The following is a 20374-nucleotide window of genomic DNA, read 5'->3' as shown; positions in this document are numbered from 1 at the left end:
GCTGCCGGGCGGCGCGCGGGAGGCTCGATCCCTCACGCCTTGATCGCCGTGGCGTCGGGCAGGCGCTGCAGGTAGTCGCGCCGCAGATCGACCGACGAGCGCACGCCCACGTCGGCGTAGTGCGCATCGAGCCAGCGGCTCGCGGCTTCGCGGCCGCGGTCGCGCAGGGTCGTCAGGAAGTGCCAGTCGGTCACGAATTTCGTCGACGACGACAGGTCGTAGAGCGCCTTGTCGGCGCGGATCGAGTGAATCAGCGGGTATTTCAGGCGTTTGCGGAATTCCGGCTTCAGCCAGCCTTCGTCGATCAGCTTGTGGACGAACGAGATGGCGCGGAATTCGCGCTGCAGCGAGGCATTGAACGTGATCTCGTTCACGCGGTTCATGATCTGTCCCGGCAATACCGGCTTTTCCTTGCGCTCGATCGGGTTGATGTGAACGATCAGGATATCGCTCGTGACGGTCTCGTAATAGAACGGGTAAAGCGCCGGATTGCCCAGGTAACCGCCATCCCAGTAATAGTCCTCGTCGATCTTCACCGGCTTGAACAGCCACGGCAGGCACGCCGATGCCATCGCCACGTCCAGCGTGATCTCGTGCGTGCGGAAGATGCGGATGTTGCCCGTGCGGATGTTGGTTGCCGACACGAACAGATGCGTTGCCGTACTCTCGCGAAGCCGCTCGAAGTCGACCTGCGCTTCGAGCACCGTGCGCAGCGGATTGATTTCGGTCGTGGGCTGCGAGAACGGCATCATCCACTGCTGCATGCTCTGCATCCAGTCATGCCAGACCGGATATTCGGTGGGCCGTCCGTTGAGCCAACTGAAGACGGTCTGCGCCCACGCCGTCGCCGACGATCCCGCTTGCGACACGCCAAGCCAGAAGCTGTGCAGCGCCTCGCGTGCTTTCTCCCGTGGATCCACACCGGGACGGTCGAGCAGGCCGTGCGCGAGCACCACGGCGTTCATCGTGCCGGCCGACGCGCCGCTGATGCCTTCGAATTCGAGACGCCCGTCTTCGAGCAACTTGTCGAGCACGCCCCATGCATACGCGCCGTGCGCGCCGCCGCCTTGCAGGCCCAGATCGATGCCTTTGCGTCGGGGGCTGCCGCGTCGGCCGCGGGACGGTTTGGCCGGGTTCGTGCTGGGGCTGCGCGCGCGCGCGTTGCCGCCGGTGCCGCCCCTGGCTTGGGCGTTGCCGCCGTCGCCGTCGCCGTCGCCATCCGCCGGGGCGGGGCGCTTGCGGGCGCGCGGCGCGGGCGTCTTGCCCGACCGGGTGCGGCCGTCCGGCGGAAGCAGCGGGACGTCGCTCGGCTCGAGATCGGCGCCCGCACCGTGGGATGGCGCGCGTTCTGCGCGGGCGTCGTCAGCGGCGCGGGAGGCGTCGGAAGTGTCGGCAGTGTAGGAAGTGCCGGCGGATGGCGCAGTCGCCGGAGCCGGTGTCGGGGAGGTCAGGTCGCCGGCAGCATCGTCGGCGGATTCCGGGGGCAGACGCGACATAGTGAGTAGCGGCGCCGGGCCGCGCTGAACCGGCCGAGAGGGCAACGCGCGAGACGTCGATCCCGCGCGATGGCTGTGGCCGTCGGTTAGCCGTAGTGGCAGACGTAATCGAGCGTCTCGACGACCTCGATATCGAACTTGCTGTTGCCGGGCACGGAGAACTGCTGACCGGCGGCGTACTCCTGCCACTCGGTCTGGCCGGCCAGGCGAATGCGGCAGCGGCCGCCCGTGACTTCCATGATCTCAGGGGCATCGGTACCGAACTGGAGCGTGGCGGGGAAGATCACGCCCAGCGTCTTGCGCGTGCCGTCCGGGAACAGCACGGTGTGCGAGACACACTTGCCGTCGAAATAGGTGTTGGCGCGCTTGATTACGGAAACGTTGTCGAACTGTGTAGCGTTTTGCGTCATGACCGATTGCGGTGTCGAGTGCGAGGGAAATCGCGATGAGGAGCCGTGCGAATGGCTCGGTAAGCCGGCCCTGGCGTGGGCCGGCGTGAATTCATGCTAGCACGTTTCGAACGTCGACTCGCCAGACATTTGTGCGATGCACAACGAATTTGCACTGTGATGGTGCAAATTGCGAAATGTTCTGACGGCGGCGTCCGACTGTGGCGCGCCGACATGAAGCGCGTGTCGATGCGTGACGGCAGCGCGTCAGCGATGATAGCGGAACGCAGGTCGCGGCGGGGACTTGAGAAAGGCGCCTGAGGGACGCCGGCGGGGGCGGCGATGCAGGAAAACAAGAGCCCGGACGGCTCGCACCGGTCCGGGCTGACGATTCGCGTCTCGATGGACGTCGACGGGCGAGTTATACGCGGCCGAGCATCAGGAATTCCATGAGAGCCTTCTGCACGTGCAGACGGTTCTCGGCTTCATCCCAGACCACGCTCTGCGGGCCGTCGATTACATCGGCCGAGACCTCCTCGCCGCGGTGGGCGGGCAGGCAATGCATGAAGAGCGCATCGGGCTTGGCGCGCTTCATGAGATCGGCATTCACGCACCATTGCGCGAAGGCGGCCTTGCGTGCCTCGTTCTCCGCTTCGAAGCCCATGCTGGTCCATACGTCGGTCGACACGAGGTCCGCGCCTTCGCAGGCCTCGCGCGGGTCGTCGAACTCGCGCACGAACGGGCGGCTCGACTCGGCCACCATCGCCTGATCGAGGCGATAGCCCGGCGGCGTGGAGATGTTGAACTGAAAGCCGAAAATTTCGGCGGCCTGGATCCACGTGTACGACATGTTGTTCGCGTCGCCGATCCACGTGACCGTCTTGCCCTTGATGGGACCGCGGTGCTCGTAGTACGTGAAGATGTCCGCGAGCACCTGGCAAGGGTGGTACTCGTTGGTCAGGCCATTGATCACCGGCACGCGCGAGTGCTGTGCGAAGCGTTCGATGATTTCCTGACCGAAGGTGCGGATCATGATGATGTCGGTCATGCGCGAGATGACCTGCGCGGCATCTTCGATCGGCTCGCCACGGCCGAGTTGCGTGTCGCGCGTGTTCAGGAACACCGCGTGGCCGCCCAGTTGGTGAATGCCGGCTTCGAACGACAGGCGCGTGCGGGTCGAGCTTTTCTCGAAAATCATCGCGAGCGTGCGGTCGTGCAGCGGGTGATAGGTCTCGTAGTTCTTGAACTTCTTCTTGAGAATGCGGGTGCGCTCGAGCACGTAGTCATACTCGTCGAGCGTCAGGTCCGAAAACTGAAGGTAATGCTTGATGGGTTTGGCGGTGGTCATTTGGATGTTCTGCTGGAGGCCGGTGGCGGGAGCCCGACGGGAACTCATCCGCCCGCGGCACGACGAACAAGCCTTGAGGCCTGTCCCCCGGTCAGGCTCGTGAAGGTGTTCTACCGGTTGCTGGCGTCAGGGGAACAGCCCCTAGTCTACCAAATCGTTTTGTCGTCACACGAAAAGCGTATGATCGAGGCCGTTGCTGCACAGCCGAAAAGCGCTGGCAAGTCCGAAAAAAACATCTGCAGCATGGGTGGGGGGCAGGTTCGAGTCTTATATAAGATATAATACTGTCTCTGCCGGCAACGTTACCCGCGTATGGTCGGCCAGATGTTTTTTTAGGTGATTGAGCGATATGACCGACCAGGTTTCCGCGCGCGAGTATTTCATCCAGGGCATCACCCGGGGTGGCAAGAAGTTCCGGCCGAGTGACTGGGCGGAACGCCTGTGCGGCGCTGTGTCGTTCTGTGGCCGAAGCAATATCGGTCCGAACGCATACATGCAGTATTCCCCCTATGTGCGCCCGATTATGGTGGGTGACGTCAAGTGTGTCGTGGTCGACGAGCGGCTGCGCGAGATCGAGCCGAGGGCCTTCGATTTCGTGATGAACTTTGCGCGTGACAACGATCTGCAATTGACCGAAGCCTGTATCGTCCCCGACATCAAGTAGATCCTCCCGGCCGGCTTCCGGCCAGACGTGAGTACCGGGCCTCCGGCCCCGGCTCACCGTCGTCTGCCCCGTTCCCCCGTTCGTCGTTCGTCGCTCTCCTGCCGTCCCGATCTTTCTCCGCTTTTTCGTTTTGCCATCGATTCGCGCCGCGCCGGCCGGGTGGGGAAGGGGTAAAAAGAGATCGCGGAAAAGAAAAAAGCCCGCGTGGGAGCGGGCTTTTTAGTGTTCCGACCGGAGTCGGAACCGGCAAGCAACTGATTCTGCTTTGCAGCTGACGCTGTCTCAGGCAGCCGCCGACATCGCTTTGATGGCGGCCGACAGACGGCTCTTCTGGCGAGCCGCGGTGTTCTTGTGGACGATCTTCTTGTCAGCGATGATGTCGATCGTCTTGGCCGAAGCGCGCAGCACTTCCTTGGCGGCAGCCTGATCGCCAGCGGCGATGGCCTTGCGAACGGCCTTCACGGCCGTGCGCAGGCGCGAACGCAGCGCCGAATTGTGGGCGTTGATCTTGACGGTTTGACGCGCGCGCTTGCGTGCTTGTGCGGTATTTGCCATGTTCGGTGAATTCCTTGAATTGCTCCGCCTGATGCGGCTTCTATGCAGTTTGGCTCGGCTCCCTGGGAGACACGGTGGCCAGGAAGCAATCCATTGACTTCGAAACCGACGATTATAGCCGAAGACCAACGGAATTTGCAACTTCTTTGCTGCAGGGCTGTGCGTATAATACGCGCAACATGAATTTGCTCAAAGCCCTCGCTACGGTCAGCGGTTTCACGATGCTTTCGCGCATCACCGGTCTGGTCCGTGAAATCCTCATCGCGCGCATGTTTGGCGCGGGTCCCATGACCGACGCCTACAACGTCGCGTTCCGCATTCCCAACCTGCTGCGCCGCCTGTCCGCCGAAGGGGCGTTTTCGCAGGCATTCGTTCCGATTCTGGCCGAATTCAAGTCCCAGCGCAGCCCGGAGGAGACCAGGACTCTGGTCGATTCCGTGACGACCGTGTTGTTCTGGACGTTGCTCTCGATTACCGTCGCCGGGGTGCTGGGCGCGTCGGCGGTGGTCTATGCCGTGGCGACGGGGCTCTCGCGCGAGAACGGTACGTTCGACGCGGCCGTCTTCATGACGCGGGTGATGTTTCCCTACATTACCCTGATCTCGATCACGACGCTCGCTGCCGGCGTGCTCAATACCTGGCGCCAGTTCTCGATGCCGGCGTTCGCGCCCGTGCTGCTCAACGTCAGTTCGATCGTCGCGTCGCTGTGGGTCGCGCCGCACCTGGACACGCCGGTGTACGCGCTCGCGTATGCCGTGATCGTCGGTGGCGTGCTGCAGCTCGTCATTCAGCTCCCGGCGCTGGCGCGCATCGGCATGCTGCCGCGTATCCGCCTGAACGTGCTTGCCGCCCTGCGCAACGCCGGGGTCAAGCGCGTGCTTGCGAAGATGGTACCCGCCACGCTGGCCGTCTCGGTCGCGCAGGTCAGCCTGATCATCAATACCAACATTGCGTCCCGTCTGGCGCAGGGCAGCGTGTCGTGGCTCGCCTACGCCGACCGTCTGATGGAGTTTCCGACGGCATTGCTGGGCGTGGCACTGGGCACCATTTTGCTGCCGAGCCTGTCGCGGGCACATGCTGATGGCGACGCCGCCGAGTACTCGGCACTGCTGGACTGGGGGCTGCGCCTCACGTTCTTGCTGGCCATGCCGAGTGCCGTGGGCCTGTTCGTCTACGCCGAGCCGCTCACGGCCACGCTTTATCAGTACGGACGCTTCGACGCGACCGACGTGGCAATGACGGCGCACGCACTGACAGCCTACGGCGTAGGACTCGTTGGCCTCATCCTCATCAAGATTCTGGCGCCGGGCTTCTATGCCAAGCAGGACATCAAGACGCCGGTGAAGATTGCCGTGGTCGTGCTCGTCGCCACGCAGCTCTCCAACCTGCTGTTCGTGCGCTGGTTCGCGCATGCGGGACTCTCGCTGTCGATCGGCGTGGGTGCCTGCATGAACGCGGCGTTGCTCTTCGCGGGACTGTACCGGCGCGGGATTTACCGCCCGGCGCCGGGCTGGGGGCTGTTCTTCGTGCAACTGCTCGCGGCCTGCCTGATCCTGGCCGGCGTGCTGCTGTGGTTCACGCAGAGCTTCGACTGGGTGGCGCTCGGCGCCCGACCGCTCTCGCGCATCGCACTGCTCGGCGCGAGTCTGGTCCTATGCGCGGTGGTGTATTTCGGGGCATTATTCCTTATGGGTTTCAACTTCTCGTTCTTCCGCCGGCGCACGCATTCGTAAGCCGCCAAGGCGAAGCACGCCGCGGAATACACCCACGGAATACACCACGGATACCGCATGGCGAACCGAATTCTCGAGTACTTTGCCGCGCTGGTGGCCTCCGACGAGGGGCTGCCGCTCACCGAAGCCGCGATAGCCATCGCGCAGGACGTCTATCCCGACCTCGACGTACAGGACACGCTCACCCAGATCGACATGCTGGCGGCGCGACTGGCCAGACGTCTGCCGCCCGATGCCGGGCCGCTGCAGAAGCTGCAACTGCTCGATCACTTCTTCTTCCGCGAGCTCGGCTTCACCGTCAACCAGAACGACTACTACGACCCGGACAACAGCCACCTGCACGTGGTGCTGGACCGGCGCCGCGGCATTCCGATCTCGCTGGCCGTGCTGTGCATGGAAATCGGTCACCAGATCGGCCTGCCGTTGCGCGGTCTGTCGTTTCCGGGACACTTTCTGCTGCGTCTTGCCGTGCCGGCAGGCGACGTCGTCATCGACCCGATCTCCGGGCATTCGCTCTCGCCGCAACGGCTTCTCGAGATGGTCGAGCCGTACCTGAAGCACTACCGCGACGAGAGCGCCGAGCCGATCCAGGAGCTCGCGCTGTGGGCGCTGCTGCATCCGTTCCTGGAGCCTGCGACGCCGCGCGAGATTCTTGCGCGGATGCTGCGCAACCTGCGCGCCATCTATACCCAAAGCGAGCGCTGGGAACGGCTGCTCGCCGTGCAGGAGCGCATGGTGCTCGTGCTGCCCGATCAACCGATCGAGAGGCGGGACCGCGGGCTCGCCTATGCGCGGCTCGGACTGGTGCGTCCGGCGCAGGACGATCTCGAGCTGTACCTGAGCAAGCGGCCCGAGGCCGAAGACGCGGATGCGATCCGGCAGGTGCTCGACGACCTGAGCCGTCGTCCCGGCAGCCACGGCTGACGCCGGACGTCGGCAATCGGGATGCTGTCGGCGCCGCCAACGCCGCGCGTTCGCCGGTGCGCCTGCCGGTCGGCTCGTCAGGCCGACTGCGCGGCCAGCTCCTGCACGCGGCGTTGCAGGCCGGGCTTGTAGCCGAAGTGAAAGAAGATCTCCGCCATCAGGAACATCGGCGCAATGAAGATCTGGAAGAAGTTGTCGAGCAGCGCGGGCTTGCGTCCTTCGAAATGATGGCCGACCAACTGGATGATCCAGCCGCCGACGAAGAGCACGCCGAAGACCGTCAGCGCCCAGGGCCACGGCAGCTTCGCGAGATGTTGCGTCACCGCGAGCAGCACCGCAAAGAAGGCGGTCATGGCCAGTGCGAGCGGGACGTCGAGCAGGAAGTAATACATCAGCAGGACCAGCACGATCACATGCGTGGCATTCAGGCCGCTGGGGCCGAGCGGCACCCAGGAGAACGCCTGCATCACCGCCAGGATGATCATGGGAACGCCGAAAAAATGGGTCAGACGATTCTTGGGGCTGCGGTGATAGCGCTGGTAGAACGACATCTGTTGCGCCAGAGATTTCATGCCAGCCTCCTGCCGCAGGGGCGCAGAGTATGGGGGGATGCCGGCGTCGACGCCGGCGGCCGTCCGGTCGCGCGACACGACCGGCATTCCATTGTAGTCACAGATCCGACGACATTTTGTTGCGGTGCGTCAACGTGACGCGAGCCCGGCGGGAAGCCGGCAAGCCTTGCAGGGAGCCCGCGCACGAAGTCTATTTGGGTTGCATGCGGATGGCGCCGTCGAGCCGGATGACTTCGCCGTTGAGCATGGGATTGCGCACGATCTGCTCGACGAGCATGGCATATTCCGAAGGTTTGCCCAGCCGCGGTGGAAACGGCACCATCTGGCCGAGCGAAGCCTGCACTTCGGCGGGCATGGCGAGCATCATCGGCGTCTCGAAAATGCCGGGCGCGACTGTCATGACGCGGATGCCGCTGCGTGACAGGTCGCGCGCGACGGGCAGCGTCAGGCTGGCCACACCGCCTTTGGACGCCGCGTAGGCGGCCTGGCCCATCTGCCCGTCATATGCCGCGACCGAAGCCGTGTTGACGATCACGCCGCGCTCGCCTTCGCCGTTGGGCTCCTCCCGGCTCATCGCGGCAGCGGCGAGCCGGATCATGTTGAACGTGCCGATGAGGTTGATCTGGATGACGCGCGCGAATGCATCGAGAGGATGCGGGCCGTCGCGGCCGACGGTCTTGCTGCCGATGGCGATGCCGGCACAGTTGACGAGCCCGCGCAGCGCGCCCAGCGATTGGGCGGCGGCCACGGCGGCGTTGCCGTCGTCTTCACGCGTGACGTCGCATCTGACGAATTTCCCGCCGAGCTTTTCGGCGAGCGCTTCACCTTCGGCGACGTTGACGTCGGCGAGCACGACATGCGCGCCCAGTCCGGCAAGCCAGCGCGCGGCCGCAGCGCCGAGCCCCGAGGCGCCACCGGTGATCAGAAACACATTGCCCTGAATTTCCATGCGTCATCCTCCTCTGGCAAAAAAGGCGGCGCAGTGGGAACTGGCCGCCTTCTTCATGGCGTCATCGACGTCGGCCGAACCACTGGCGTTGCGTACAGCGCCAGGGCACGGGCCGCGGCAACGGCTTACTTCAGCGCTTCGAACACGCGCGCGCGGATGTCTTCCACGCTGCCCTGGCCCGAAATCTTGCGGTACTTCGGTGCTGCGACGATCGCGCCTTCGCTGCCGTGCCTGGCCCAATCCGAATAGTAGGCGACGAGCGGCTTGGTCTGCGATTCGTACACGGCCAGACGCTTCTTGACCGTCTCCTCCTTGTCGTCGTCGCGCTGCACGAGCGGCTCGCCCGTCACATCGTCCTTGCCTTCCACTTTGGGCGGGTTGAACTTGATGTGGTAGGTGCGGCCCGACGCCGGGTGGGTGCGACGCCCGCTCATGCGCGTGATGATTTCGTCGAACGGCACGTCGATCTCGAGCACGAACTCGATGGCGACGCCGGCGTCCTTCATGGCTTCGGCCTGCGCGATGGTGCGCGGGAAGCCGTCGAAGAGGTAGCCGTTCTTGCAGTCGTCGGCGCTCAGGCGCTCACGCACCATGCCGATGATCACTTCGTCCGGAACGAGGTCGCCCGCGTCCATGAAGCGCTTGGCTTCGAGGCCGAGCTGGGTGCCTTCCTTGATCGCGGCGCGCAGCATATCGCCGGTCGAGATTTGCGGGATGCCGAATTTTTCTTTGATGAAAGTGGCTTGGGTGCCCTTGCCGGCCCCGGGTGCCCCCAACAAAATCAGACGCATCGATGACTCCTGAAAGTTTGTGATTTGTGAATGCTGTGCGTGCGGCAGGCAGGTGCGTCTCCGGATGTCGGCAGCGGTTTCGGCCTGCGTGGCCGGCTCAACCACGCTTCGCGCGCACGACGCGCTCGGCAGGGGCGCATCGCGCGCGACCGGGGTCTGCTCGCGAGAATCAGAGCGATTATGCCACGACGCACCGGCCCGACGGCGTTTTGCCGACGCCGTCCCGTTCACCCGGCACGATTTCCGGGACGCATGGAAAGGGAGGACTCGCGGCGATATGACGATATGGCGTGGGGGCGCTGCGGACTCAGCCGCGTAGCAGCGCCCGCACGCGCTCGAGGTCTTCGGCCGTGTCGACGCCGGGCAACGGGGCGTCGTCGGTCACGAGCACGGCGATGCGCTCGCCGTGCCACATGGCGCGCAGTTGCTCGAGCGACTCGGCCGTCTCGATCGGCGCCTGCGGCAGGGACGGGTAGTGACGCAGGAATTTGGCGCGGTACGCGTAAAGCCCGATATGCCGGAAGATGGGCGCTGCGCTCGCGGGCAGCGTCGCCATGCTGGCCAGGCCGGCGGACCAGGCATCGCGCGACCAGGGGATGGGCGCGCGCGAAAAATACAGGGCGCGGCTGTGGGCGTCGAGCACGACCTTCACGACGTTCGGCGAGAAGATCTCGGCGTGGTCGGTGATCGGGTGCGCGGCCGTCGACAGGGCGCATTCCGGATGCTCGGCCAGATGCGCCGCCACGGCGCGCACCAGACGCGGATCGATGAGCGGCTCGTCGCCCTGAACGTTGACCACGATGGTGTCGTCGGGCCAGCCTTGCTGCACGGCCACTTCGGCCAGGCGGTCGGTGCCGGTGGGGTGGTCGGCCCGTGTGAGCGCGACGTCGAACCCGTGCGCGCAGACGGCGTCCACGACGCCCTGCGCGTCCGTGGCGACCACGACCTGGCGGGCCCCCGACTCGCGCGCGCGTTCCGCCACGCGAACCACCATCGGCTTGCCGCCGATGTCGGCGAGCGGCTTGTTCGGCAGACGCGTCGACGCCAGACGCGCAGGCACGACGGCGACGAAATCGACGGTGTGGACTGGCTCGCTCACGATGCTCACTTGTCGTCGTCGAGCGGGACCGGCGTGCCTTCGACAGACTGGCGCGCTTCGTCGGCGAGCATGACGGGAATGCCGTCACGGATCGGATACGCGAGCTTGTCGGCGTGGCAAATCAGTTCCTGGGCTTTCTTGTCGTATTCCAGGGGCCCCTTGCACAGCGGGCAGACGAGAATCTCAAACAGTCGGGTATCCACGCAATTTCTCCACTACCAGTGATACGAGGCGCGCGTCGAGCGCCGCCTCGGCAGGCACGGCCCACACACGCGGGTCCGACCAGGTCAGGCATTTTACTGCATCCTTTTCGGTAATCAGGATGGCCTCGGCCGCCACGCCGTCAAACGGATTTGCCGCGAAGTCGTAGTGATCGGGCAGCGCCAGCGTCTCGATCTGCAGTCCCGCGCCGCGCAGCGCCGCGAAGAACCGTTCCGGCGCACCGATGCCGGCCGCGGCCAGCACGCGTCGTCCGGCGAAGTGGGCAAGGGCTCGCGTGAGCGACGGCTGGCTCACGCACCACGCGTGGCCGAGCGTGAGCGACAGTCGCCAGGTGTTTGGCCATGCCGGAAGCGTCTTGCCGTAGGGGTCGTTGATGAGACTGGCATCACGCCGGCGCGACAGCGGCTCGCGCAGGGGACCGGCCGGCAGCAGGAAGCCGTTGCCGCCCAGGCGATGGTCGAACACGGCGATCTCGACGTCGCGCTCGAGCGCGTAGTGCTGAAGGCCGTCGTCGCACACGATGACGTCGCACTCGGGCCGCGCCGCGAGCAGCGCCCGCCCACCTTCGACGCGTGAAGGCCATACCCACACAGGAGCACCGGTGCGCCGCGCGATCAGCAACGGCTCGTCGCCCACCGCTTCAGGCGTTGCGTCGGCGCCGACTTCCGTCGGCCGGGATAGCGCGGCCCCGTAACCGCGTGAGAGCACGCCAGGCGTATAGCCCTGGGCGCGCAGCGCGGCGACGAGCGCGATGACCGTTGGCGTCTTGCCCGTGCCGCCGACGGTGAGATTTCCCACGACGACGACCGGCACCGGCAGACGGGTGGACGTCTTCCAGCCCCGGCGGAAACACACGCGGCGCCATGCCGCGACGGCCCCGAAGATCCAGGACAGCGGCCACAGCAGCCAGGCGAGGAGCCCGCGGCGCTGCCACTGCGCCGTCACCCAATGCGCGAGCGCGCCGGACAGGCGCGGCACCACGGCGCGCGAGCGCGCACGTGGGGCGTGGCGGGCATGGGGAGCGTCCGGCGTGCCTGGCGTGGTCATCGGGACGGGGACTTCGCGGCGCCTTGTGCCGCTGTCGAACGGGCCGAGAACGTCAGCCGCGTCAACCCGGCTTCGCGCGCCGCTTCCATGACGTTGATGACTGACTGATGGGCGCTCTTGGCGTCGGCGTTGACGATGACGACCGGCGCTTCGGCGCCGTCGTTCGCCGCACCGGCGGCCTGGCGCAGTGCCGCGGCCAGGCTCGCGACATCGCGCTGTGCGAGGGCGTGGCGGTCGATGGCGTAGCTGCCGTCCGCGCCGACCGACACCACGATCTGCCGCGGCGGCACGAGCGCCTTTTCGGCGTCGGCGGTCGGCAGGTTCACTTTGAGCGCGGTATAGCGTGTGTAGGTCGTCGTCACCATCAGGAAGATCAGGATCACGAGCAGCACGTCGATGAGCGGAATCAGATTGATCTCCGGCTCGTCGCGCGTGGAGAGGCCTCGACGGAAATTCATCGCGCGTCTCTCGCCTCAGTGCCGCGGCAGCGTGGCATCGAGGAAGTGAACCGCCTGCGTCTCGAGTTCCACGAGGAAGGCATCGACGCGCGTTCGGTAATAGCGATAGAAGATCATCGCGGGAATTGCGATCATCAGGCCGAAGCCCGTGTTGTAGAGCGCTACCGAGATGCCGTGCGCGAGTTGCGCCGGATCGGTGCCGGTTGCGTCCTGCGAGCCAAAGATCTCGATCATGCCGATGACGGTGCCGAACAGCCCCATGAGCGGTGCCACCGACGCGATGGTGCCCAGCGCGGGCAGAAACCGCTCGAGCTCGTGCGCGACTGCGCGCCCGGTTTCCTCCAGCGCTTCCTTCGCGCCGTCTCGCGCACCGTGCGGATTGCGCGAGACGTAACGCACGCCCGTGGCGAGCACACGGCCGAGCATCGAGCCTTGCGCGAGCGCGTCGGTGGCCTCCTGCTTCGCATTGCCGCGACGGGCCAGCGTGATGGCGTTCTCGAGCACGCCGCCCGGCAGCACGCGGGCGCGGCGCAACGAAAGGGCGCGCTCGACGATCAGGGCGAGCGCGATGACGGAGGCGATGAGAAGTGGCCAGATGGGCCAGCCGGCGGCCTGGATGACGGCGAACAAAGACGACCTCTTGCTTGTTGCGGGGATAGGCAAACGAGTCCGCACTGTAGCGTGCAGGGGGGGGATGGGCAAGCACCGTTTTCCACACCGGACGAGCACAAGGATGTGGACAACCTTTGGATACGTCAGACAACCCGTTGACGCGGCGGGACTTTTCACTTTGTGATGAAAAAATGGGCAGCGCATCGTTTCAGAAATGAACACCGCCGCAAGCTCGGCTTTCCCAATGCTTCGCGCACAGCCTGTGGATAACTGTGTGTACATGTCGGCTGTGGATAATATATCTTCCCGCCGCGCTCGAATTCGCTTCGCCCGTTGGCTGCGAATCGAAGCGTAGAGCCCGATAAATCAAGGGCTTGGCGCCGGCGCCAAGGAAATATGCGGCGCCCGGCCGAGAAAACCCGTAAATTAGCGGGCCTGTGGACAGTTATTCGTCAGCGCACACGCATGAACTCATCTTTGGACGACATTCGGCACGATCGTGGTGCAGACCGCGTGCTGAGCGTTTCAGATCTGAACAAAGCTGTCGCCGGCATGCTGGAGCGGACTTTCCCGCTGGCGTGGGTCGGCGGCGAAATCTCGAACTTCACGCGCGCGGCCAGCGGCCACTGGTATTTCTCGATCAAGGACGCGCAGGCGCAGATGCGCTGCGTGATGTTCCGCGGTCGCGCGCAGTACGCCGATTTCTCGCCGAAGGAGGGCGATCGCGTGGAGGTGCGCGCGCAGCTCTCGATGTACGTGCCGCGCGGCGAGGTGCAACTCAACGTCGAGGCGATCCGCCGCGCGGGGCAGGGCAATCTGTACGAAGCGTTCCTGCGGCTCAAGGAGAAGCTCGCCGCGGCCGGGTTGTTCGACGCGCAACGCAAGCGCGCGTTGCCCCGATATGCCCGCCGGGTGGGCGTCGTCACGTCGTTGCAGGCCGCGGCATTGCGCGACGTCCTCACGACACTGGCGCGGCGCGCCCCGCATGTGAGCGTGGTGATCTACCCGGCGCCGGTGCAGGGCGCCGATGCGGCGTCGCGCCTGGCGGCCGCTCTCGACACGGCCAACGCCCGTCGGGAAGTGGACGCGATCCTGCTGTGCCGCGGCGGCGGCTCCATCGAGGACCTGTGGGCGTTCAACGAGGAAGTGCTGGCCCACGCGATCGCGCGCAGCGAACTGCCCGTGGTTTCGGGCGTGGGGCATGAGACCGACTTCACCATTGCGGATTTCGTCGCGGATGTGAGAGCGCCGACGCCCACCGCCGCCGCCGAGCTGATCAGCGCCGCGCGCGACGAGTGTCTGCGTGAGGTCGACCGGCAACGCCAGCGCCTCACGCGGGCCATGTGGCGCATGCTCGAACAGCGCGCGCAGCAGCTCGACAGCCTCTCGCGCGGTCTCGTCTCGCCGCGCGAGCGTCTGGCCCGGCAGCGCGGGGAACTGGCGCATCTGGGCGACCGCATGCGTCACGCGCTCGAACGCCCGCTCGCACAGCGGCGCAACCGGTTCGACATGCTGCGTCTGCGCCTGGCACGTGCGGTGCCCGATGTCGCGTCGCAGCATGAGCGCGTGGCACTGCTCTCGCAGCGGCTCTCGAGCGCCATGTCGCGCCGCGCGGAGCGTTCCGCGCAACGGCTCGCCGATGCCGCGGCGCAGCTCGAGCTGCTCAATCCGCGTCGCACGCTGCAACGGGGCTATGCCGCCGTGCTCGACAGCCGCGGCCACCCGGTGCGCGACCCGCGCAGGCTGCAGCGCGGCCAATCGGTGACGATGCATCTGGCCGAGGGCGCCGCCGACGTGGGCATTGGTGACGTCCAGGTCAGGCTAGACGATACTTTTTAGCGCGGCCCGCTTCGGCTATCCCGGCAAACTGCACGCATCGTGCATCGATCGGCGGGGATCGACAAACAATCGTCACATGCGCGGCGCACTGTGCGGTAAAGCCGGTAACCGTGCGGTTTGCGGGGTTTTTGCATCTGCCCTAGAATCGATGGCTCCGGATAATGCAAATCGGGTTCCCCTCAGAGCACAAAGGACAATCGCCATGGAACACAAGCTCCCTGAACTGCCGTACGCCATCGATGCGCTGGCGCCGACCATCTCCAAGGAAACGATGGAGTATCACTACGGCAAGCATCACCAAGCCTATGTGACCAACTTGAACAACCTGATCAAGGGCACCGAATTCGAAAACGCCAGCCTCGAGGACATCATCAAGAAGTCGTCGGGCGGCGTGTTCAACAACGCTGCACAGGTGTGGAACCACACCTTCTTCTGGAACACGCTGTCGCCCAAGGGCGGCGGTGCGCCGAGCGGCGATCTGGCCAAGGCCATCGACGCGAAGTTCGGCTCGTTCGACGCCTTCAAGGAAGCCTTCACCAAGTCGGCTGTGGGCAACTTCGGTTCGGGCTGGACGTGGCTCGTGAAAAAGACCGACGGTTCGGTCGACATCGTCAACACCAGCAACGCCGCGACGCCGATCACCGGCTCGGACAAGCCGCTGATCACGATCGACGTGTGGGAGCATGCTTACTACATCGATTACCGCAATGCCCGTCCGAAGTTCGTCGAGGCGTTCTGGAATCTCGTCAACTGGGACTTCGCCGCGAAGAACTTCGCATAATCGCGAATGCCCGGATTTCGCCGGTAAAGCGTCTGGCGCCCGACCCGAGCGTCCGGCGTTCGCGGCGAAGCAAGAAGCCCACTGCATGCAGTGGGCTTTTTTGTTTTCAGCGGTTGCCGGGGCCGTGTCATCCGCAGCGACGTTGATCGCGATCAACGCTCATGCAAGCTCGCGTCGCTAGAGTGTGAGCTTCAAACTCGACGGCGGGACATATGCCAGAAGACCCTGCGCCAGCGAACGGCGCGCATTCCGCAACATCCACGCGCTTCTCCTTCACGCCTGACGACCTCGCCCGCGCCGGCCCGCGGCACGACGACGCGCCGCGATACTGGCTCGCCGACGCGAGCCTCATGCGAAGCCTGCCGCCCGCGGCCTGGACACTCTTTCGCCTTGCCGAGTACAAGCGCGGCGGCACGGCCGCCCACATGTGGCGCGTCGGTGCGCTTACGTGGCGCTTCGCGCAGTCGCTCGGCATGCCGGCGATCAGGGCGCAGGCGCTCGGACTGGCCGCCGCATTGCACGATACGGGCAAGCTTTGCATCCCGAACGCCATCCTCGAGAAGCCGGGCAGACTCACCGCGGAAGAAATGCGCGTGATGCGCGCGCATCCGCAACTGGGCGCCGATGTCCTCAGCGCGATCGGCGGTGCGGCGTGCGAGTTGGCGTCAACGGTGGCGCGCTCGCATCACGAGCGCTACGACGGCAGGGGGTATCCCTATGGACTGTCGGGCAACCGGATTCCGCTGGCCGGGCGCATCGTTGCCCTGGTGGACGTGTTCGACGCCCTCGCGAGCCACCGTCCGTATCGCACCGCATGGAGTCCGGCGAAGATCGTCGGCGCCATGCTCGCCGAGCGCGGTCGGCACTTCGACCCGTGGTTGCTCGATCGTTTTCTGGAGCGCTCACTGGGCGCGGCCCTGCAAATCTCGAGCGGCGCGCGCTAACGACGCACCGATAGCGCGCAGCCCCGCCGGCGGCGAATGAGGCGCCCGGACAAAACGCGAAGGGATCAGCGCGGCAGCCCGGAGATCTTCGCGCCGGGGCCGATGCCCTTGCTCTTGAACCAGCCCTGATTCATCTCGAGCGCATAGCGCACGGCAGCACGCGGGCAGTGGTTGTCTTCGGTCTGCGGAGCCATGTCCTCGATGTTGACGATGGTCCCGTCGTCGGCGAGAAACGCGATCGACAGCGGCAGGTTCGTGTTCTTCATCCAGAAGCAGTGTCCGGCGCGCTGCTCGAAGACGAACAGCATGCCGGCGTTGGCGGGCATGCTCGTGCGGTACATCAGACCCTGCTCGCGATCGGCTTCATTGGCGGCCACTTCGGCCTTGATGAGGAACATGCCGGCGGAGAGCTGGACCGTGGGGAACTGTCCGGGCTGCTTGATCTGGGCGTCGGCGGCGGCCGGGACGAGCGCCATGACGGCGGCGACGGTGCTGAACGTGGCGCTGGCGGCGAGCGCGGCCAGCTGACGTGAAATCCGGATCACAACGACTCCTGGGAAGATCGGGGGAACGTCAGATGAGTGGCGGGTCATTGTAGCCGCCGGACGAAAAAAAAGCAGGTTGCACGAGCAACCTGCTGATTACCGTCCGTTGCGCAGCCGGGCTGCGCGACGTGGTACTTACTTGCTGGCAGCGGCCGGAGCTTCGGCAGCCGAGGCCTTCTTGGCCGACTTCTTGTGCGACTTCTTGTGCGACGACTTCTTCTTTGCGGCCGGCTTGCTTGCGGCGGCCGGAGCAGCACCCGCGTCAGCGGCCGGAGCCGAAGCTTGGGCGAACACGCCAGTTGCGAACAGGCCAGCGACCAGGGCAGCGATCAGTTTTTTCATGAGATTCCTCTTTGGAGCTCGATGTTTGGGTGATGTACTCGTTGACCCGCGAAGTGAGTCATCTCCTATAACGTCCGTTCAGGACATCGGTTGACAGCCGGTTCGCGGATTTTTCGCGCGGCAAGTATTACGGCTTGTTACCGGTGGCCGGCTGGGTCGCCGGCCCCTTCTTGCCGGACTTGTTGTGGTGATGCTTCTTGTGCTTGGCAGTCTTCTTCGCCGGCGCAGCGTGATCGGCCGAGGCCGGCGCCTGCGCTGCCGGACCTGCTGCTGCAGGCGCAGCCGGTGCGACAGGCGCCGTGGCCGGCGCCGATTGTTGGGCCATCGCGGCGCCGGACACCATCAGGCCGGCGGTCAATGCGAGCAGCAGTTTGTTCATGACTGGGTTTCCTCGTTTCGGTTGGTGGTGCGTATGTTGCGCACCTGCTCCCTCAACGAGAGGCGCGTGTGCCGCGTTGACCGGAAAGTGTAAGTATTTGTTGCGGCAGCTCGCACCATTGACCCGGTGCGAGTTTCAGGGAGAACACGTCGACCGGCCCGATCGCCACGCGCACCAGGCGCAGGGTCGGCTTTCCCACGGCGGCGGTCATGCGGCGCACCTGCCGGTTCTTGCCTTCGACGAGTTTGATTTCGAGCCAGTGCGTTGGGATACTGGCCCGGTAGCGGATAGGCGGGTCGCGCAGCCAGAGACCGTCCGGCTCGGCGATTTGCCGGGCCTCGCAGGGCAACGTGACGAAGTCGCCCAGGTCCAGCCCCCTACGCAGGCGCTCGAGCGCGGCCTCGTCGCAGGCGCCTTCGACCTGCGCCCAATAGGTCTTGGGCAGCTTGCGTTCGGGCTCGGCAATGCGCGCCTGCAGCCGACCGTCGTCGGTGAGCAGCAGCAGGCCTTCGCTGTCGGCGTCGAGTCGGCCTGCGGGATACACGCCGGGACGTTGCACCCACTCGGCGAGCGTGGGTCGCGTCGGGTGCGGCGAGAACTGACAGATGGTGCCGAACGGTTTGTTGAGCGCGAGAAGTGTCATACGGTGAAACGAGAGTCGGAGCTGCCGATGCCAGGGCTGGCCTCTGGTCAGCCTGGCCATGTTAATGCATAATCGGTGACCTGAGTCTTATGTCTTATATAAGACTCAGGTCTTGTCATACGCGCGGATGAGCGCAGTGACTACAATAGGACGGAAATGTGCCGGCGAGTCCCCCCATGTCGCTCGTGCCGGGCACTCAGTTCGATCTTTCATTGGAGCCCCACCATGTCGTATCAGCACATCAAGGTACCGGCCGGCGAGAAGATTACCGTCAACAAGGATTTTTCCCTCAACGTGCCGGACAATCCGATCATCCCGTACATCGAAGGCGACGGCACGGGCGTGGATATTACGCCGGTGATGCTCAAGGTGGTCGATGCCGCCGTGCACAAAGCCTATGGCGGCAAGCGCAAGATCAGCTGGATGGAGATCTACGCGGGCGAGAAGTCGACGCGCGTGTATGGGCCGGACGTGTGGTTGCCCGACGAGACGCTCGAAGTCGTGCGCGATTACGTCGTCTCGATCAAGGGGCCGCTCACGACGCCCGTCGGCGGCGGCATTCGTTCGCTGAACGTCGCGCTGCGCCAGCAACTCGATCTGTACGTGTGTCTGCGTCCGGTGCAGTACTTCAAGGGCGTGCCCTCGCCGGTGCGCCAGCCGGAGAAGATCAACATGGTGATCTTCCGCGAGAACTCGGAGGACATCTACGCAGGCATCGAATGGGAGGCCGAGTCGGCGGGCGCGAAGAAGCTCATCGCCTTCCTGCGCGACGAAATGGGCGTGAGCAAGATCCGCTTCCCGCAGACCTCGGGCATCGGCGTAAAGCCGGTGTCGCGCGAGGGCACGGACCGGCTGGTGCGCAAGGCGATTCAGTACGCCATCGACAACGATCGCGATTCGGTCACGCTGGTCCACAAGGGCAACATCATGAAATTCACCGAGGGGGCGTTCCGCGATTGGGGCTACGCGCTCGCCAGGAAGGAGTTCGGCGCCACGGAGATCGACGGCGGTCCGTGGTGCAAGGTGAAGAATCCGAAGACGGGCAAGGACATCGTGATCAAGGACTCGATTGCCGACGCCTTCCTGCAGCAAATCCTGCTTCGCCCGGCCGAATACGACGTGATCGCCACGCTGAACCTGAACGGCGACTACATCTCGGACGCGCTCGCGGCGCAAGTCGGCGGCATCGGTATCGCCCCGGGCGCGAACCTGTCCGATTCCGTGGCGATGTTCGAAGCGACGCATGGCACGGCACCGAAGTACGCGGGCAAGGACTACGTGAATCCGGGTTCGGAAATTCTTTCGGCCGAGATGATGCTGCGTCATCTAGGGTGGACGCAGGCCGCCGATCTCATCATCGCGTCGATGGAAAAGTCGATTCTCTCGAAGAAGGTGACCTACGATTTCGCGCGTCTGATGGAAGGTGCGACGCAAGTGTCGTGCTCCGGCTTCGGCGACGTGATGATCGAGAACATGTAAGCGTCATCGGCGTGCCGCGACAGGTTTCGGAAAAGCGGGAAGGCGCTCGTCACGGGCCCTGCATGGGGGGGCGCTATTGCACGACGACGGTGGTGGTGACCCGATGCTCGCCGCTGCCGGGAACGCGGCTGGTGAACTCCCGCGGGAAGCCGACCGTCCACACCACCACGTCGGTGCCCGCAACCTGTCCGGCCTGATACCAGACGACCATGCCGGGAAAGCGCATCGTCTCGCAGCGCTGGCCGTCCGGCACCGTGTACTCGATCCATTCGGCCATGACCTCGCCGAGCGCCGGTGTCGAGTCCAGCTCGAAGGTCGGCTGCCCGAGCGAGCGGCACAGCACACTGTAATTCGACTGCACCCAGATCGCGACCTTCTGGCCAACGGCCACGCTCACTTCGAGGGTCCGCGGCGGATACGCCGACTGCGCCCGCACCGCACACGTGCCTGACATGCAGGCGACGACAACCATGACGCGCAACACCGTTCGTATGGCGTCCATGACGGATCTCCCGCCCCCCCTTTAAGGCCGACGCTGCGGCGTTCTCGCGTCCAGGCAACGC

At 65.1% G+C, this 20374-nt stretch carries 24 protein-coding genes; 7 read left to right on the top strand and 17 right to left on the bottom strand.

The genetic code is table 11. The features are described 5' to 3' along the window. Positions 1-32: 32 nt before the first annotated feature. The 3 genes from CDN36_RS04535 to argF all read right to left on the bottom strand — a co-directional run bounded on the left by CDN36_RS04535 (position 33) and on the right by argF (position 3233). Positions 33-1496 (bottom strand): patatin-like phospholipase family protein, encoded by a 1464-nt coding sequence (locus CDN36_RS04535; RefSeq protein ID WP_353846847.1) that lies wholly within the window; start codon positions 1494-1496, stop codon positions 33-35. An 86-nt stretch (positions 1497-1582) separates the two neighbouring features. Further along, positions 1583-1906 (bottom strand): pyrimidine/purine nucleoside phosphorylase, encoded by a 324-nt coding sequence (gene ppnP, locus CDN36_RS04530; protein ID WP_150556707.1) that lies wholly within the window; start codon positions 1904-1906, stop codon positions 1583-1585. 400 nt (positions 1907-2306) lie between these two features. Continuing rightward, on the bottom strand, positions 2307-3233 hold the full coding sequence (argF, locus tag CDN36_RS04525; protein WP_287496081.1) for an ornithine carbamoyltransferase: 927 nt from the start codon (positions 3231-3233) through the stop codon (positions 2307-2309). 349 nt (positions 3234-3582) lie between these two features. Here argF and CDN36_RS04520 point away from each other — a divergent pair, with 349 nt between their 5' ends. Beyond that, positions 3583-3897 carry a DUF3579 domain-containing protein gene (locus tag CDN36_RS04520; RefSeq protein WP_150556709.1) on the top strand — a complete coding sequence of 105 codons (315 nt, stop codon included), beginning with the start codon at positions 3583-3585 and terminating at the stop codon, positions 3895-3897. Between the two features lie 282 nt (positions 3898-4179). Here the strand turns inward: CDN36_RS04520 and rpsT are convergent, their stop codons facing one another. Next, complete coding sequence (rpsT, locus tag CDN36_RS04515) at positions 4180-4452, bottom strand: 30S ribosomal protein S20 (RefSeq protein WP_039405217.1); 273 nt, start codon at positions 4450-4452, stop codon at positions 4180-4182. A gap of 179 nt (positions 4453-4631) precedes the next feature. On the opposite strand from rpsT, the gene murJ reads away from it, so the two are divergent. Both murJ and CDN36_RS04505 read left to right on the top strand, forming a co-directional pair. Then, the gene (gene murJ, locus CDN36_RS04510) at positions 4632-6185 is read left to right on the top strand and encodes a murein biosynthesis integral membrane protein MurJ (RefSeq protein WP_206111267.1); all 1554 of its coding nucleotides are present in this window, start codon (positions 4632-4634) and stop codon (positions 6183-6185) included. A 57-nt stretch (positions 6186-6242) separates the two neighbouring features. After that, entirely contained in the window at positions 6243-7109 is an 867-nt protein-coding gene (locus tag CDN36_RS04505) for a SirB1 family protein (RefSeq protein WP_150556711.1), read from the top strand. Positions 7110-7186: 77 nt separating this feature from the next. On the opposite strand, the gene CDN36_RS04500 is transcribed toward CDN36_RS04505, so the two are convergent. The 8 genes from CDN36_RS04500 to CDN36_RS04465 form a co-directional block, all read right to left on the bottom strand. Next, on the bottom strand, positions 7187-7681 hold the full coding sequence (locus CDN36_RS04500) for an Mpo1 family 2-hydroxy fatty acid dioxygenase (protein ID WP_174966449.1): 495 nt from the start codon (positions 7679-7681) through the stop codon (positions 7187-7189). A gap of 190 nt (positions 7682-7871) precedes the next feature. Then, positions 7872-8630, bottom strand: a complete 759-nt coding sequence (locus CDN36_RS04495; RefSeq protein ID WP_150556713.1) for an SDR family NAD(P)-dependent oxidoreductase — start codon at positions 8628-8630, stop codon at positions 7872-7874. Between the two features lie 125 nt (positions 8631-8755). Beyond that, the gene (gene adk, locus CDN36_RS04490) at positions 8756-9421 is read right to left on the bottom strand and encodes an adenylate kinase (protein ID WP_287496080.1); all 666 of its coding nucleotides are present in this window, start codon (positions 9419-9421) and stop codon (positions 8756-8758) included. 307 nt (positions 9422-9728) lie between these two features. Beyond that, positions 9729-10520: a 3-deoxy-manno-octulosonate cytidylyltransferase gene (gene kdsB, locus CDN36_RS04485; RefSeq protein WP_150556715.1), complete on the bottom strand. Its 792-nt coding sequence runs from the start codon at positions 10518-10520 to the stop codon at positions 9729-9731. 5 nt (positions 10521-10525) lie between these two features. Then, complete coding sequence (locus CDN36_RS04480; RefSeq protein ID WP_150556716.1) at positions 10526-10723, bottom strand: Trm112 family protein; 198 nt, start codon at positions 10721-10723, stop codon at positions 10526-10528. Continuing rightward, positions 10704-11789, bottom strand: coding sequence for a tetraacyldisaccharide 4'-kinase (gene lpxK, locus CDN36_RS04475; protein ID WP_502920333.1), 1086 nt, complete (start codon positions 11787-11789; stop codon positions 10704-10706). The genes CDN36_RS04480 and lpxK overlap by 20 nt, the downstream gene beginning before the upstream one ends. After that, entirely contained in the window at positions 11786-12247 is a 462-nt protein-coding gene (locus tag CDN36_RS04470; protein ID WP_150556718.1) for an ExbD/TolR family protein, read from the bottom strand. Before CDN36_RS04470 ends, lpxK begins: the two co-directional genes overlap by 4 nt. 15 nt (positions 12248-12262) lie before the next feature. Beyond that, complete coding sequence (locus CDN36_RS04465) at positions 12263-12877, bottom strand: MotA/TolQ/ExbB proton channel family protein (protein WP_150556719.1); 615 nt, start codon at positions 12875-12877, stop codon at positions 12263-12265. 447 nt (positions 12878-13324) lie between these two features. Here CDN36_RS04465 and xseA point away from each other — a divergent pair, with 447 nt between their 5' ends. From xseA to CDN36_RS04450, 3 genes are all read left to right on the top strand, one after another. After that, positions 13325-14698, top strand: a complete 1374-nt coding sequence (gene xseA, locus CDN36_RS04460; RefSeq protein ID WP_287496079.1) for an exodeoxyribonuclease VII large subunit — start codon at positions 13325-13327, stop codon at positions 14696-14698. A 202-nt stretch (positions 14699-14900) separates the two neighbouring features. Beyond that, positions 14901-15479, top strand: coding sequence for a superoxide dismutase [Fe] (gene sodB, locus CDN36_RS04455; RefSeq protein WP_150556721.1), 579 nt, complete (start codon positions 14901-14903; stop codon positions 15477-15479). Positions 15480-15691: 212 nt separating this feature from the next. Further along, complete coding sequence (locus CDN36_RS04450; protein ID WP_287496078.1) at positions 15692-16423, top strand: HD-GYP domain-containing protein; 732 nt, start codon at positions 15692-15694, stop codon at positions 16421-16423. A 65-nt stretch (positions 16424-16488) separates the two neighbouring features. On the opposite strand, the gene CDN36_RS04445 is transcribed toward CDN36_RS04450, so the two are convergent. The 4 genes from CDN36_RS04445 to CDN36_RS04430 form a co-directional block, all read right to left on the bottom strand. Continuing rightward, positions 16489-16899 (bottom strand): DUF192 domain-containing protein, encoded by a 411-nt coding sequence (locus CDN36_RS04445; RefSeq protein WP_150556772.1) that lies wholly within the window; start codon positions 16897-16899, stop codon positions 16489-16491. A gap of 204 nt (positions 16900-17103) precedes the next feature. Then, entirely contained in the window at positions 17104-17310 is a 207-nt protein-coding gene (locus CDN36_RS04440) for a hypothetical protein (RefSeq protein ID WP_039405187.1), read from the bottom strand. A 127-nt stretch (positions 17311-17437) separates the two neighbouring features. Further along, positions 17438-17689, bottom strand: a complete 252-nt coding sequence (locus tag CDN36_RS04435; protein ID WP_150556723.1) for a hypothetical protein — start codon at positions 17687-17689, stop codon at positions 17438-17440. 52 nt (positions 17690-17741) lie between these two features. Beyond that, the gene (locus CDN36_RS04430) at positions 17742-18332 is read right to left on the bottom strand and encodes a pseudouridine synthase (protein ID WP_150556724.1); all 591 of its coding nucleotides are present in this window, start codon (positions 18330-18332) and stop codon (positions 17742-17744) included. Between the two features lie 225 nt (positions 18333-18557). On the opposite strand from CDN36_RS04430, the gene icd reads away from it, so the two are divergent. Then, complete coding sequence (icd, locus tag CDN36_RS04425; RefSeq protein WP_287496077.1) at positions 18558-19811, top strand: NADP-dependent isocitrate dehydrogenase; 1254 nt, start codon at positions 18558-18560, stop codon at positions 19809-19811. Between the two features lie 73 nt (positions 19812-19884). Here icd and CDN36_RS04420 read toward each other — a convergent pair whose 3' ends face one another. Further along, positions 19885-20313, bottom strand: coding sequence for a hypothetical protein (locus CDN36_RS04420; protein WP_287496076.1), 429 nt, complete (start codon positions 20311-20313; stop codon positions 19885-19887). Between the last annotated feature and the right edge of the window lie 61 nt (positions 20314-20374).

It is taken from the genome of Pandoraea sp. CB10b_02 (assembly GCF_002216225.1).
GTDB classification, from domain to species: Bacteria; Pseudomonadota; Gammaproteobacteria; order Burkholderiales; family Burkholderiaceae; genus Pandoraea; species Pandoraea nosoerga.
This window is presented reverse-complemented; position numbering and strand designations above follow the sequence as displayed.